The following is a 14,106-nucleotide window of genomic DNA, read 5'->3' as shown; positions in this document are numbered from 1 at the left end:
CGAACCCGGCAGTTTATGCCGGTCCTAGGCTGCCTGTTGCGATTGAGAAATGGCGGTAATCCGCCATTTTTTCGCTGGCACGGGGGGTGCAAATACTTGGGCAAGACCCAGTCACCCCTTTCCTCCATGGAGGCAGCTATGAGCACATCAGCCGTCGGCGCCACATCGGCAAGCCCTGCCCAAATTCACCACCATCACCGCTCGGGCGGGGCAGGCGCCGCGTCGAAATCGGGCGCGTTGGGCGTGCTGGACTCGGATGACAGCAGCAGCACCAGCAGCAGCAGCAGCGCTACCGCCACCACGGCCAGGAGCAGCGCTGGCGCCACGTCCAGCATTGGGCTGCAGAAATTTGCCGCCGAATTGCAGTCGATCCTGATCAGCGCGCAGTCCGGAAAGCCAAGCTCGCAGAACACCACGGCGAATGACCCGTCCACCTCGGTGGATCCGGCGGGCGCCACGGATCCCACGGCGCCGCCTGCCACGCCGGGCCATTCGGTGCGCAATATCGCGGACCGGCTGCAAAGCCTGTTGTCCACCGTCGGGTCCGGCGCCACCGCCGCGACGACGGCCGCGTCCAACGCCACGGCCGCCGCCACCACGAGCCAGCCGACGGATCTGCAGTCCGTCCTGGATAAGCTGCAATCCACGCTGCAGCAGTCGCTGAGCGCCTACAGTTCCGCCGCCACCGCTAGCACCAGCACTAGCCTGACGGCGTAAACCGACGGGCATGGCTGGCGCCGGGGGGCGATCGTCGCCAAAATGGCGACAAAACTGGGAGCCCCCCGCCATGTCCAAGCCCATCCTGTTCGTGACGCGCCGCCTGCCGCCCGCTATCGAGGCGCGGGCCGTGCGTGATTATGATGCGCGGCTGAACGCGGAGGACACCGTGCGCACCGGCGCCGATGTGGCGGCAATGGCGCAAGGGGCGACTGCCGTTCTGTGTTGCCCGGCGGAAAAGCTGGACGCCACGGTCATTCAAGCGCTGCCGGCGACGTTGAAGGTACTGGGCACGTTTAGCGTCGGGTTCGACCATATCGACGTTGCGGCGTTGAAAGCCCGTGGCATTGCCCTGGTAAACACGCCGGACGTCCTATCCGTCGCAACAGCGGAATGCGCGCTGCTGCTGCTGCTGGCGGCCGCACGCCGGGCCGGTGAAGGCGAGCGGCTGATTCGAGGCGGTGGCTGGAACGGCTGGGCGCCGACGCAATTGCTGGGCGCCGGGGTCGTGGGCCGAACGCTTGGTATTTTTGGCATGGGGCGGATCGGGCGCGAATTGGCAGCGCTGGCGCAGGGTCTATCGATGACGGTGCATTACCGTGACATCGTCCGTCTGCCGCCGGATCTGGAAAAGGGGGCAATCTACCACGACAATGACGACAGCTTCCTCGCCGTCAGCGAACTGTTGTCGTTGAATGCGCCCGGTGGCGCGCCCACCATGCATTGGTTGAACGAGGACCGTATTGCCAAGCTGCCGCGCGGTGCAGTGGTGGCCAATGCCGGCAGGGGCACGCTGGTGCAGGATGCGGCCTTGATCGCTGCGCTTCGCAGTGGGCAGATCGCGGCGGCCGGACTGGATGTCTATGAGGGCGAACCCGCGCTGAACCCTGCCTACATCACGCTGGAAAATGTGGTGCTGCTGCCGCATCTGGGCAGTGCGACTGCGGTTACCCGCGACGCCATGGGTAATATGGTGCTGGACGGGATCGATGCGGTGTTGGCGGGACGGGAGCCGCCGAACCTGGTGCGTTAGGGCCGTGGAACGATGATGCTGCTGTGTCGTTTGCATTACGGTTCCATCCATCAGGTGTAGGTCATAATGGTTCGTCGGTTTTTGCCTGCGTTGCTTGGCGTTCTGCTCGCGTCTCAGGCCAGGGCGGCAACGCTCGACGGTGTCACGCTGCCCGACCGCTACCCGGTAGAGGGCCAGTCCCTCGTGCTGAATGGGATTGGCGTGCGGACGCTGACAATCTTCAATGTGAAGGTCTACGTCGCCGGGCTGTATTTGCCGCAACAGAGCCACGACGCGCAGCAGATCCTGGCCTCGACTGGGTCCAAGGTGCTGCTGCTACAGTTCCTGCACTCCGGGTCAAAGGCGGATGTGGAGAAGGAATACCGCGCCGGCGAGACGACGAACTGCGGCAGCGGCGGTTGCAATCCAGCGGACGCGGCAGATTTCGAAAAGCTGGTTGCGGCAGCGCCGGCGGTGAAGGTGGGTGACACGTCCACCTATATCTTCACCGCGCATGGCTTCAAGCTGCTAGCCAATAATCGCCCGATCGCTGAGTTCAACAATCCGGATCTTGCGGCTCGGATCTTGTCCGGCTTTATCGGCGAGCATCCACCCTCGACGGAGCTGCGCAGTGCTTTGCTGGGCCAAGCCGCCGATTAAAGGCCGAGCCGCTCCGCCCCGATAAGCGCCAGCCCCTCGGCCACCGAGACGAACTCACCACCGCCGGACACGCGCTCTGGGCCAAAGCGCGTGTCGAACAGCGCGCGTACAGCGGGCACGAAGGCGGTGCCCCCGGTCAGGAAAACGCGGTCGATTGCGTGCTCTGCGATGTTGGAGGCGGCCAGCGCCTCGGTGATGGTGGCGTCCAGCCGCTTTAGCTCCGGCGCGATCCAGCCCTCGAACTCGGTGCGGGCGATCGGCTGGTCGATGCTAAACCCGGCATGGTCGAAGCGTAGCGACGTGCTGTCGGCGGAGGAAAGTGCCGCCTTAGCATTGGAAACCGCGCGGTAGAGCGAATAGCCCTGCTCGTCCTCGATCAGGCTTACCAAATGGTCCAGCCGTTCTGGATGGTCCGCCGTACGGCGGACCTCGGCGATGTCGCGCATGGTGCGAGGGCTGCGCATCATCGACAGGCGATGCCAGCGGGCAAAGGCGCTATACCACTCCGCGGGCACGGGCAGGTCGGTGCCCCAGGGCTTGTAGGTGGTGTTTTTGCCCAGCAGGGGTGCAACCACCTTGTCCATGATCCGCGCGTCGAATGAGTCCCCGGCAATACCGACGCCAGCGCGGCCAAGCGCGGTGATGGGGGTGTCGGCCCCGGGGTCGAACCGCAGGACGGAAAAGTCGCTGGTCCCGCCGCCGAAATCGCCCACCAGGACGGTCGCCGCGCCGTTCAGGGCGCGGGTGAAGCGATACCCGGCGGCCTCCGGCTCCAGCGCCAAGTCGATGCTGGGGAACCCCGCCTCGGCAAAGGCGGCGCGTAACCGGGTCTGGCCCAGCGCGTCATCGGCCTGCTCGCCGGCGAATTGCACGGGGCGGCCGGCAACGATGTGCAGCCCCGTGGTGTCCAACTCCGCCGCGCCGAACAGGTCGCGCAGGAACAGGCCGATCAACTGCTCCAAGGTTAATGTGCGGCCGAACAGATTGGTGGCGGTGAAGTTTTTGCTGGCGAGATAGGTCTTGGTGGACATGACCAGCCGGCTGTCCAGCGGCTCGTCCAGATAGGCCAGGATGGCGGCTGGCCCGGCGGCGTGGCGTAGCGTGGTGCGACCATTGGCCTGGTCGGCCCAGAAGCACAGGACGGTGCGAAAGACGTCGTAATCCTCCCCACCCACGGCGAAACGGCGGGTGGTGACCTGGCGGGACTCGGTGTCCAGCACGGCGAAGACGCTGTTCGTAGTGCCGAAATCAATGCCGAGGATTGTTGTCACGGGGTACCTGTGCGGCTGGAAGGCCGCGCGTTTAGGCCCGGGGCCACCGCGGCGTCAACTCACGGGTGCGAGGCACAATGCTGCTAGTGGAGCTTCGGCTGCGCGGATTGCTGCAGTCGCAGGCGCTGCGGTGATAACTCGGCGGCACGGAGGCCCAGTGCCGCCAGATCCGCTGGGAAGCACTGATCCAGCACGGCTGCGGCAGCAATGCGGGATATGGCGGGGGAGGCCTTGATGCCGGCGCCACCCTGGGCCGCCAGCCAAACGAAGCCGTCGGCATGGTGTTCGACGCCGACGACCGGATTTTGGTCCTGGGCAAAGCTGCGCAGGCCGGCCCAGGCATGGCGAACCTGGCCCGCCGTCACGGTGGTGGCGCGTTGCAGGCGCGCGATGGCAGCGACCACGTCCTCCTCCGCCGGAGCCGCGTTGGGCGAAGCACTAGACCGGATATCCGGGATCGAAATGAACAGCGCGTTGGCGTCTGCGCTGACACACAAGTCGCCACTGATGTCCCGGAGGAGCGGCCAGTCATTCGGCGGAATGTCCAACGGAATGTCCAGCATGATGGCGAGGCAGCGCTTGGCACGTAGGCCGAGCGGCTTGATGCCGGCCATCGCCGCCAATTTGTCGGCGGAAGCCCCGGCGGCGTTGACCACGACATCGGCGTAGAAGCGCCCGGATGCGGCGGTCTCCACCGTCCAGCGCCCAACAATACGGCGCATGCCGACGACATGGGCATCGGTGACGACGCGGCCACTTCGCCCGCGCAGCCCCTGCAGATAGCCGTGATGGAGCGCGTGGGCGTTCACATGGGCTGAGTCTGGCTCCAACATGGCCCACGCAGCGTAACCGGGGCGCAGGATGGGAAAGCGACGTCCGGCCTCGGTTAGGTCGATGGCTCGTGCGTCCGACCTCTGCTCTCGCGCCGCCGCCAGCCTGAGTGCCAGGGCTTCGATCCGATCTTCGCCCGCGATGGTCACCGCACCGCATCCTATGCGGATTGACGCCGTCGTGAAATTCGGCGGCGGAGCTTCGAGAAATGGGCGGCTGGCTGCGGCGAGCTGCCGCACCACCGCTGTGCCCGGCGGCTCAACGAAGTTGGCGACTGGCTGCTTTGGTACGCGCCGGGCCAAATAGCTGTCACGTTCCAGCAGCGTTACGTCCGCATGGCCTGCAAGTGCGTAGGCCAGCCCTGCGCCCGCAATACCGCCGCCTACAATAATTACACTTGGCGGTGTCATTTATGCCATTTTGGACCTAATATTATCGCCGATATTGCGTCTAACTAGATTTGTCGCATACCAGTATCAGGCTATAATGTTGTAGATCAACAGTTTTGTTAATGTATTGTTATCGGGAAAGTCGATGTATTAAATCATGGATCTCGATCGACTTAGAAGCTTCATCCAGATCATTGAAACTGGAAGTTTTAGTCTCGCAGCTGCGTCGCTGAATGTCACACAGTCGACGATCAGCAGCCGTATCCAAGGGTTGGAGGCGGAGCTCGGACAGACATTGTTCAGCCGGGGGCGTGGCGGCGCGGACCTGACACCAGCCGGCATCGAGCTTCAGACTCATGCCAGGCGGATCATCCAGATATGGGAGCAGGCGCGGCAAGGCGTGGCGCTTCCGCAGGGCTATCACGCGGTGTTCCGTCTGGGTGCCCCGGTGTCGCTGTGGGATGGCGTGATCGCTCGCTGGGTCGACTGGATGCGACACAACGCGCCCGGCGTCGCATTATACTTGGGCGGTAGCTACTCGGATGGGTTGTTCGAACAGGTATCGAATGGCTTGCTGGACGTCGCCCTGTTGTATAGTCCACGATATCGCGACCACGTGATTGTCGAGCCGTTGATGACGGAAGAACTCATGTTGGTGCGCCACCCCCACATGGCGGGCGAGTGGTTTGATAACTACGCCCTGGTCGACCTTGGTGAGGAGTTTGCTGTGTCGCATACGCAAGCATTCGCAGACATGCCGCCTCCAAGCGTGACGGTGAGCGTCGGTGCGCTGGCGCTGCGTTACGTGTTGGACCTGAAAGGATCCTGCTATCTGCCTGCACGAGCGGCGAACCCATTGGTAGCCAAGGGCGATCTTGTCGTGGTTGCGGAGGCGCCGCGCTTCACCCGGCAAATCTACGCGGTTTACCCCGCACAACCGCGGAATCCGCACGTGACCGATCTGGCCCGTGCGGGTCTGCGGGCGTTGATGGACGAGCCCAGCGTTTAGGATCGAGTTAAGATAGGACTGCGGCCAAGAAACCGCGGGTTCGCGCTTCCTGCGGGTTGGATAGAAGCTCGCGCGCCGGGCCGGTTTCCACGACACGGCCGCCATCCATGAAAATGACGCGGTGGCCTACTTCCCTCGCGAAGCTGAGTTCGTGGGTGACGGTGATCATCGTGGTGCCGCGTTCTGCCAGGTCGCGCATGACAGCCAGCACTTCGCCAACCAGTTCCGGGTCCAGGGCGGAGGTCGGCTCGTCGAACAGCATCAGGCGCGGGCGCATGGCCAATGCGCGGGCGATGGCAACGCGCTGCTGCTGACCGCCCGAGAGTTGGGAGGGATAGGCATCCGCCTTGTGGGACAGGCCAACCTGGGCGAGCAGACTGCGCGCGTGCTCCGCCGCCTCCGCCGGGCGCTGACGCAACACCTGAACTGGGCCTTCGGTGATGTTGCCCAGCGCCGTGAGGTGCGGAAATAGGTTGAAGCGCTGAAACACCATGCCGGTGGCGCGGCGTTGTTGGGCGATTTGCGCCTCGGCCAGCGGATGTAGGCGGTCGCCAGCCCGGCGATACCCGACCAACTCGCCTTCCAGAAACAGGGCGCCGGAATCGAAGCGTTCCAATTGGTTGATGCAGCGAAGAAACGTCGTCTTGCCGGAGCCCGAAGGGCCGATGAGGCATACGACCTCCCCGGCGGCGACGTCCATCGTGATGTCGGACAGCGCCTGCACGGTGCCAAAGGATTTGCCGACCTTCACGGCGGAAACGATTGGCGTCATCGTGCCCTGGCTATGCCGCGGGCGAAGCGGCGTTCCAAAACAGCCTGGCCGAATGAGAGCGCCGTCACTACGACGAGATACCAGAAGGCGGCAACGAAAAGCAGCTCCATCACCTTGGCGTTGCTGTAGTAGATGTTCTCCGCATTGTGCAGCAGCTCGGCGTATTCGATGACGCTGGCGAGCGAGGTGGTTTTTACCAGGGTGATGAACTGGTTGCCCAGCGGCGGCACGACCACGCGCATTGCTTGCGGCAGGATGATGCGGCGTAGGGACAGGCTATGCGACATGCCGATGGACTTTGCGGCTTCGTACTGCCCGGCATCCACCGAGAGGAGCCCGGCGCGCACGATTTCGGAAACGTAGGCGCCCTCGTTGAGGCCCAGCCCAAGCAACGCCGCGGCAAAGGGGGTGATGACGGTTACGGCACGGGCGCTCCATAGGCCGGGAATGCCTAGAACGGGAAAGATCAGCGCCAGGTTGAACCATAGCAGTAATTGCAGGATGACCGGCGTGCCGCGGAACAGCCAGGCGTAGCCGATGGCGGTGCTGCGGAGCACCGGGTTGGGCGACATGCGCGCGACCGCGGCAGCGACGCCCAGCACGATGCCAAGTGCCATGGCGCAGACCGACATGATGATTGTGTTCAACAGGCCGGCCAGGATAGTGGGCCAGGTTAGGTACACCCCAACGGTGGCCCAGTTGATCTGCCCGATCGCGAAAGCGTGCACCAGCAGCGCCAGCAGGACGAGCAAGCAGGTCGCAGAGACGATGCGGCCCCAATGACGGGGCCGCACGTGGCGCAATTGAGCGATGTCCAGGGCGGAGGCGCTGTCCAGCACCACCGCAGCCGGCTCGGTCACGGCGCCGGGTCGCCGTTCAGTGTCGGGGCGGGGGCGGCGCTGGCGTCCAGTTCCCACTTTTTGATCAGGGTGGTGTAGGTGCCGTCGGCATACAGTGATTTCAGGGCGCCCATGACGGCGTCCCGCAGCCCAGTGTCGGCTTTGGCGAAGGCGATGCCTTGGAAGTTCTTGGTGAAGGGGGGCGCGACCAACCGGTAGATGCCGGGTTCGGTCTTCATCAGCGTCGGCAGGGTTTCGCTGCCCTGCACGGCGGCATCGATGCGGCCCTGCTGCAATTCGGTGTGGACCAGCGGCATGCGGTCGACGCCGACGGAGTCGATGGCGGGCTTGCCGGCGTTGACGCAATGTTCGTCGCTCCAGGCGGCGATGTTGGCGGGATAGTTGGTGCTGCGGACGGTGCCAACGCGTTTGCCGCACAGATCCTCAGGGGTTTTGATGCCGCTGGTGTCCAGGGTGTAGAACTGGGCGCCGGAATTCAGGTAGTCGACGAAGTCCATGGTCTCGCGCCGGGCGGGCAGGTCGCTGATGCCAGACAGGATCATGTCGGCGCGGCCGGTTTGCAGCGAGGGTATCAATTGCGCGAAGGCGCCGTCATGCCACTCCAGGGTGACGCCAAGTTTCTTCGCCAGCGCGTCGCCGAGATCGAGGTCGAAGCCGACGAGTTTGTTGGTCACCGGGTCGACGCTTTCCATCGGCGGGTAGGTGCCGTTGACGGCGATGCTGATGATCTTGCTGTCCTGGATGCGCTTGGGCAGCGTTTGCGCGGTGGCCGGCATGGCGGCGACCAGGCACGACACGACGAATGTGATGCGGGTGCGAGACATCGGGACTCCAGAAATCTGTATGTTAGGGTGTGCCTACGGGCCAGCTTCGTAGGTGGCCCTCGATCGCCGCGGCGAGCGGTGCCTGTTCGGGGGTGAGCGCGCGGGCCAGGTAGCCCTCCATCAGCGGCTCGTACGCCGCCCAGTGATGCCGCAGGGTGGCGATAGGGTGTTCGGCCAGGTCTACACGTAGATCGACGACGGCGAAGGGCACGTCTGGCCGGACGATCTTGAGCGCGGCGGAACGCAGCGGGTAGGGCTCGCCACCCGCTGCGGCGCCAGCCTCCAGAGCCGCGATCAGGCGATGCGCGAGGGGCCCGTCCGCTGTTTCGAAACCGCGCAAGATGGCGGGGATGACGTCGTCGTTGTCCACGGCATTGCCCAACGCGACTGCCCCCAGATCCACCACCGCGCCCTTGGGGGCGAGGCAGCGGTCTCCGGTGGCGTGGGCGATACGTCCAGTGGCATCCAGCACGGCGATCTGACGAAATTCGGCATCGGGCTTGGCGGCGAGCATGGCGGCCAAAACTTGCTCCGCACTGTCCCCGGCTTCCAGCCGCGCCAGGCCGAGTGCGCCGAGCATTGGGTCGGACCGGGCTTGGGCAAATACGGCGCCGCGGCCCGGCGACACGAACATGGCACGCGCCCCAGCAGCCATGCTGGATGTGGCCAGTGCCGCGCCGATCTCCCCTGTTCGCGAACACAGCCCGGCAATCGAGAACGTCATTACCTTCCTCCTGACGGCTGAGCCATGCAAAACTAGCGCCAATGGCGGAGTGGAAGCGGTTTCGATATGGATCTGATCTTGCGCAACGGCCTGGTGGGTGGCGAGTTGACCGATATCGGCATTGCGGATGGCCGCATCGCCGTCGTGCAGCCGGGGCTGGTGGCGGAAGCCGCTTCGGTCGAACTGGGCGGCCGCCTGGCCTGCGGCGGGCTGGTGGATTGCCACATACATCTGGACAAGGCCTGCGTGTTCGACCGTACTGCGCCGGAACCGGGGCGATTGGCAGACTCCGTGCGGCGGTCTAGCGAGGTGAAGCAGGGTTTTACCGTGCCCGACGTGTACCAGCGGGCATGCCGGGTCCTGGCCCGGGCCGTGTCGTTCGGCACGATGCGGATGCGCACCCAGGTGGAGCTTGATCCGATCGTGGGACTGCGCGGGCTGGAGGGCGTGCAGCAAGCGATCGCGACTTTTGCGCGGCAGATCGACGTGGAGATCTGCGTGTTTCCGGAAGAGGGTCTCACCAATAATCTTGGCACCGACGAATTGCTGGTGGCGGCGTTGGAGGCGGGCGTGCGGGTGATCGGCGGGGCCCCGGCGTCCGACACGGATCGCGCCGGGCAGTTGCGGCGGATCTTTGCGCTGGCCCGGCAGTATGATTGCGACGTGGATCTGCACGTCGATTTCGGCAATGTGCCCGGTGACATGGATATCGACCTGGTGTGCCGCCTGGCGGACGAGCATCGGCTGGGCGGCCGGGTTACCGTGGCGCATCTGACCAAGCTGACGACGCACCCCTTGCCGCAACAGCGGGTGATTGCGCGGCGGATGGCCGATGCCGGCGTCGCCTGCGCGGTGCTGCCAGCGACCGATCTGTTCCTGATGGGGCGTGACCAGACGGATAATGTGCGCCGCGGCGTGGTGGACGCGAACATGCTGCTGGCGGAGGGGGTGCGTGCCTGCATCGGCACCAACAACGTGCTGAACGGGTTCACGCCGTTCGGCGATGCCTCCATCCTGCGCATCGCCAATATGTATGCGCATGTGGTGCAGGTGAGTACGGACGCGCATATGGCCGAGTGTTTCGAGATGATCACCAGCCGCGCGGCCGCGGTGCTGAACCAGGGAGATTACGGCATTCACCCCGGCAATCCGGCGGATGTGCTGGTGCTGGATGCCGACGGCCCCGTGCAGGCGGTGCGGGAGTTGCGGCAGCCGCTGATGGCATTCAAGGCCGGGCGACAGACAATGCAGTGGAGCCGGCCGGAGTTGTTGCCGGTGGGGACGACGGATTGAAAGGAAATGCAGCATGAGCGGCGCAGTCGAGCGAACCGGCTATCGGTATATTCCAGGGCCATTCCAATTTTCGTCTGGCGTGGCGGCGCTGCCGGGTTACGCGATCCATCGGGTGCGGTTTGCCAAGCCGGTGTTGTTGAAGCAGGGCTTCGACCGGATCGAAGCGTTTCTGACCCAGCAGGGCCTGCCGCTGACGGCGTTCTGTGCCTGCGAATTACGCTCCCCGGCGCCGTTCACCGATGCTGGGTTCATCGCGTTCAATCGCGACTATGTTGGCACGCTGACGCGATGGGGCATCGTGGAGGGTGACAACAACCCGGTGGCGCGCAGCAATGTGTGTCCGGAACTGAACAAGCCGGAGGGGCCGAGTTTTCACGCGTTTTCCATCGCCGTGCCGTCACCGGACGCGCCGCCCTCCTTCGTGATCGCCGGTAGTGCGGAGGCGCATGAAGGTCCCGGTGCGTACCGCGACAAGACAGTCCGTTGGGGCGAAACCAGCGTAGATGCGATAGCGGAGAAGATCGGCTTCGTGCTGGGCCAGGTGGAAAAGCGCATGGCGTCGCTGGATGTGGATTGGACCATGGTGACGGGCGCGCAAGCATACACCGTGTACGACATCTACCCGACGCTTGCGCGGGACATCGTGGCGCGCGGTGCGGCGGAGCACGGGGTAACCTGGCATTTCTGCCGGCCACCCGTCATTGGGCTGGAGTTCGAACTGGACTGCCGCGGCGTCCATGCCGAGCGGGTGCTGCTGTAGCGGATCAGCCTCGGGCGATCGTGATCTCGGTGTGGTCCAACCCCTTGTAGCGGTAGACGATCACCGAGCCGACCCAGGCGGCGATGAACACGCCGATGGTGAGGAAGCCGAGCGTGCCGAAATTATCGTTCAGCGCGCTGATGCCGTCCCAGAAGATGCCCTTCAATTGCAACTGGTCGCCCAGCAGGCCCAATGCCTCGATCCCGCCGACCAGCACCGCGACGATGACGGACACGAAGGTGATGGTGAGGTTGTAGTAGAGCTTACGCATCGGCTTGATGAATGCCCATTCGTACGCACCCAGCATCAGCAGCCCATCCGTGGTGTCGATCAGCGACATGCCGGCGGCGAACAGGGCGGGGAAGACCATGATCGACCAGACGGAGACGCCGTGCGCCGCCTGGGTGGCGGATTCGCCGAGCAAGGCGATCTCGGTCGCGGTGTCGAACCCCAGGCCGAACAGGAAGCCGAGCGGGGCCATGTGCCAGCTGGTGGTGATCAGCCGGAAGAGCGGCCGGAACAGGCGCGCGAGCAGGCCGCTTTTATTCAGCAGGATGTCGAAATCGGCATCGGCGTAGCGACCGCCGCGACGCACGTGGCGGAAGCTGCGCCAGACCGATCGCAGGATAACGATGTTGGCCGCGGCGATGGCGAACAGGAACAGGGCCGACACGCTGGTGCCGATGATGCCGCCGATTGGGCGGAATTGACTGAGCGAGCCCTGTAGTGCGGTGGCGGCCCCAGCCACCGCGGCGGCGGCCAGTATGACCACGGTGGAATGACCCATCGCGAAGAACGCACCGACGGCGATTGGGCGCTTACCCTCCTGCATCAGTTTGCGGGTGACGTTGTCGATCGCGGCAATATGGTCCGCGTCCACCGCGTGGCGCAGGCCGAACCCGTAGGCGAGCAGCGCGGTTCCCAGCAGCACGGGTTGATGTTGGAAAATGACGACCGCCCAGGCCCAGGCAGCGACGTTGGCGGCGATGAGGGCGGTATACAGCCCGGCGATGCGGTGTTTGGTGGATGTCGGCACGCTCAGGTTCCGATTGCCAGCGGACTGCGCAATTTCCGCAACAGGGCAATGACGGACAGGGCGGTAATGCGGCCCGTCTTGGGGTTTTCGCTGGGAATGTTCTCGATCTTCACCGACAGGCGCGCGGAGTCGGCATCGAGTTCGATGGTGTGGGTGTTGCGGGTGACGGTCGGGTCGGCCCAGATTTCCAACCGGGTGCGGTCGGGGCCAATGCCGGCGAGCGACAGGGCCACCGCCACGTTCAGATTGGCCGGGAAGCCGCGGGCGGCCTCGCGTGCCGTGCCCTCGAACACTCGCAATGGGGCGGTCAGGCCTTCGAGTTCGATGCCATGCTCGATCAGGTAAGGCGCGCCGACCAGGCCGCGCGGCGGCTTGCGGGTGATCATGCGGATGGAATGGATTTCCCCCTCTGCCGCGGCAGCGACCGCGTCCAGGCCGAGCAAGGCGCCGGTGGGCACCATGATGCGTCCGCCATGTGCCCTGGCCAGTTCCACAAGATACATCTGTTCCAACAGCGCGCCGCAACTGAGCACGACGACAGTGCGGCCGGCGCGCAACGCTGGTTCCGCGATGCCTGGCAGTACGGCAGCCGGGGCGCATTCGACGATGATGTCGGCATGTTGCGCCAAACTGGCGACGTCGGTGACCTCGACGTCGGATGGCAGGGTGGCGCGAGCCTTGGCGACGCCGCGCACGCCTACGGCAGTGAGTTGAAGGCCAGGAATGCCAGCCAGCAGCCGGGCGGCTACGGTTCGGCCAATGGCGCCGAACCCGGCGATGGCGATGCGAAGCGGCGGCGCAGCGTGTATCTGGCTCATGGTCGGACTGTATGAAGCAATCAGCCGATCGTCCATCGGCGCAGACAGACGCGCATTGCCTACATAAACGGCATCAAACCCTATCTATTTGCGATATTGCCAACATTCGAAGCATCGTTTCGCACCGCAGCAATCCACTTGCTCACGGAATGTGCTCTCGACTATGTTACTCAGGACGCTGCGCGATTTCTTCACAGCGTGGCCGGCTCCAGCGGAGGCATTATGGCGAATTCATTCCTCAACACATTGGGCCGATGGACCCTGGCAGCGGCGCTGCTGGGTGGTGCGGCGGCGATTCCAGCCCAGGCTGCCGGGGTATTGACCGTGGCAATGACGGCGGGTGATCTGCCGGTGACCACCGGCAACCCGGACCAAGGGTTCGAGGGTTTTCGGTTCGTCGGCTGGAGCCTGTATGACGCGCTGATCGACTGGGATCTGTCGTCTGCCGACAAGGCATCCGACATCAAGCCGGGCCTGGCGACCGAGTGGCATATCGATCCGAACAACCACAAGCGCTGGATCTTCACCCTGCGCCAGGGCGTTAAGTGGCACGACGGTTGCGATTTCAACGCCGATGACGTGGTGTGGAACTTCAAGCGCATCAGCGACCAGACCGCACCGCAATTCTACACCCAGCAATTCGCGCTCGCCCGTGCGTATCTGACGAACTACGACGGGATCGAGAAGGTGGACGACCACACGGTCGCCATCACGACCAAATTCGTCGAATCACTCTTCCCCTACGACATGTCCTACGTGCTGATGATCAGCCGCTGCCGGGCCGAGGCACTGAAGTACGACTGGAACGCCTATGCGAACCAGCCCTCCGGCACCGGGCCCTACAAATTCGTCAGCGCGACCGCGCATGAGCGGATGGAGTTGGCGCCGAACCCGGATTACTGGGACAAGGCGCGCGTGCCGAAGCAGGACAAGCTGATCCTATTGCCGATGCCAGAGGCGGCGACGCGCACGGCGGCCCTGCTGTCCGGCCAGGTGAATTTCATCGAGGCGCCGGCGCCCGATGCCGTGCCGGTGCTGAAGCGGGCGGGGATGCAGATCATCACCAACACCTACCCGCACAACTGGCCGTATATCCTGAACTTCACGCGCGGGCCGTTCACCAATTTGAA

Annotated in this window: 15 protein-coding genes; 7 read left to right on the top strand and 8 right to left on the bottom strand. The window is 64.5% G+C overall.

Going from position 1 to position 14,106, the window contains the following annotated elements; all coding sequences use genetic code 11:
• Nucleotides 1-138: 138 nt before the first annotated feature.
• From GSQ76_RS20600 to GSQ76_RS20590, 3 genes are all read left to right on the top strand, one after another.
• Nucleotides 139-717, top strand: coding sequence for a hypothetical protein (locus GSQ76_RS20600; protein ID WP_158745984.1), 579 nt, complete (start codon nt 139-141; stop codon nt 715-717).
• A 70-nt stretch (nt 718-787) separates the two neighbouring features.
• On the top strand, nt 788-1,750 hold the full coding sequence (locus tag GSQ76_RS20595) for a D-glycerate dehydrogenase (RefSeq protein WP_158745983.1): 963 nt from the start codon (nt 788-790) through the stop codon (nt 1,748-1,750).
• 66 nt (nt 1,751-1,816) lie between these two features.
• Nucleotides 1,817-2,389: a chalcone isomerase family protein gene (locus GSQ76_RS20590; RefSeq protein ID WP_158745982.1), complete on the top strand. Its 573-nt coding sequence runs from the start codon at nt 1,817-1,819 to the stop codon at nt 2,387-2,389.
• On the opposite strand, the gene GSQ76_RS20585 is transcribed toward GSQ76_RS20590, so the two are convergent.
• Entirely contained in the window at nt 2,386-3,660 is a 1,275-nt protein-coding gene (locus tag GSQ76_RS20585; RefSeq protein ID WP_158745981.1) for an Hsp70 family protein, read from the bottom strand. The genes GSQ76_RS20590 and GSQ76_RS20585 overlap by 4 nt on opposite strands.
• Before the next feature lie 83 nt (nt 3,661-3,743).
• Nucleotides 3,744-4,901: an FAD-binding oxidoreductase gene (locus GSQ76_RS20580; protein WP_158745980.1), complete on the bottom strand. Its 1,158-nt coding sequence runs from the start codon at nt 4,899-4,901 to the stop codon at nt 3,744-3,746.
• Between the two features lie 136 nt (nt 4,902-5,037).
• Here GSQ76_RS20580 and GSQ76_RS20575 point away from each other — a divergent pair, with 136 nt between their 5' ends.
• Nucleotides 5,038-5,889: a LysR family transcriptional regulator gene (locus tag GSQ76_RS20575; RefSeq protein ID WP_158745979.1), complete on the top strand. Its 852-nt coding sequence runs from the start codon at nt 5,038-5,040 to the stop codon at nt 5,887-5,889.
• 7 nt (nt 5,890-5,896) lie between these two features.
• On the opposite strand, the gene GSQ76_RS20570 is transcribed toward GSQ76_RS20575, so the two are convergent.
• The 4 genes from GSQ76_RS20570 to GSQ76_RS20555 are packed head-to-tail and all read right to left on the bottom strand — an operon-like array spanning nt 5,897 to nt 9,069.
• Nucleotides 5,897-6,661, bottom strand: coding sequence for an amino acid ABC transporter ATP-binding protein (locus tag GSQ76_RS20570; RefSeq protein ID WP_216851190.1), 765 nt, complete (start codon nt 6,659-6,661; stop codon nt 5,897-5,899).
• Nucleotides 6,658-7,521 carry an amino acid ABC transporter permease gene (locus tag GSQ76_RS20565; protein WP_174247376.1) on the bottom strand — a complete coding sequence of 288 codons (864 nt, stop codon included), beginning with the start codon at nt 7,519-7,521 and terminating at the stop codon, nt 6,658-6,660. Before GSQ76_RS20565 ends, GSQ76_RS20570 begins: the two co-directional genes overlap by 4 nt.
• Nucleotides 7,518-8,345: an ABC transporter substrate-binding protein gene (locus tag GSQ76_RS20560; RefSeq protein ID WP_158745978.1), complete on the bottom strand. Its 828-nt coding sequence runs from the start codon at nt 8,343-8,345 to the stop codon at nt 7,518-7,520. Before GSQ76_RS20560 ends, GSQ76_RS20565 begins: the two co-directional genes overlap by 4 nt.
• A gap of 22 nt (nt 8,346-8,367) precedes the next feature.
• The gene (locus GSQ76_RS20555; protein WP_158745977.1) at nt 8,368-9,069 is read right to left on the bottom strand and encodes a DUF1028 domain-containing protein; all 702 of its coding nucleotides are present in this window, start codon (nt 9,067-9,069) and stop codon (nt 8,368-8,370) included.
• Between the two features lie 66 nt (nt 9,070-9,135).
• Between GSQ76_RS20555 and GSQ76_RS20550 the strand changes: the two genes are divergently transcribed.
• Nucleotides 9,136-10,362: an amidohydrolase family protein gene (locus GSQ76_RS20550; protein WP_158745976.1), complete on the top strand. Its 1,227-nt coding sequence runs from the start codon at nt 9,136-9,138 to the stop codon at nt 10,360-10,362.
• A gap of 13 nt (nt 10,363-10,375) precedes the next feature.
• A complete protein-coding gene (locus tag GSQ76_RS20545) occupies nt 10,376-11,122 on the top strand; it encodes a hypothetical protein (protein ID WP_158745975.1) in 747 nt (248 codons plus the stop codon).
• 4 nt (nt 11,123-11,126) lie between these two features.
• Here GSQ76_RS20545 and GSQ76_RS20540 read toward each other — a convergent pair whose 3' ends face one another.
• Together GSQ76_RS20540 and GSQ76_RS20535 are read right to left on the bottom strand one after the other, a co-directional pair.
• Nucleotides 11,127-12,158, bottom strand: coding sequence for a HoxN/HupN/NixA family nickel/cobalt transporter (locus GSQ76_RS20540; protein ID WP_254070533.1), 1,032 nt, complete (start codon nt 12,156-12,158; stop codon nt 11,127-11,129).
• 2 nt (nt 12,159-12,160) lie between these two features.
• A complete protein-coding gene (locus GSQ76_RS20535) occupies nt 12,161-12,976 on the bottom strand; it encodes an aspartate dehydrogenase (RefSeq protein WP_158745974.1) in 816 nt (271 codons plus the stop codon).
• A 222-nt stretch (nt 12,977-13,198) separates the two neighbouring features.
• Here GSQ76_RS20535 and GSQ76_RS32050 point away from each other — a divergent pair.
• On the top strand, nt 13,199-14,106 hold a 908-nt coding region (locus tag GSQ76_RS32050), incomplete at its 3' end, for an ABC transporter substrate-binding protein (protein ID WP_254070532.1).

This window comes from Acidisphaera sp. L21 (genome assembly GCF_009765685.1).
GTDB lineage: Bacteria > Pseudomonadota > Alphaproteobacteria > Acetobacterales > Acetobacteraceae > LMUY01.
This window is presented reverse-complemented; position numbering and strand designations above follow the sequence as displayed.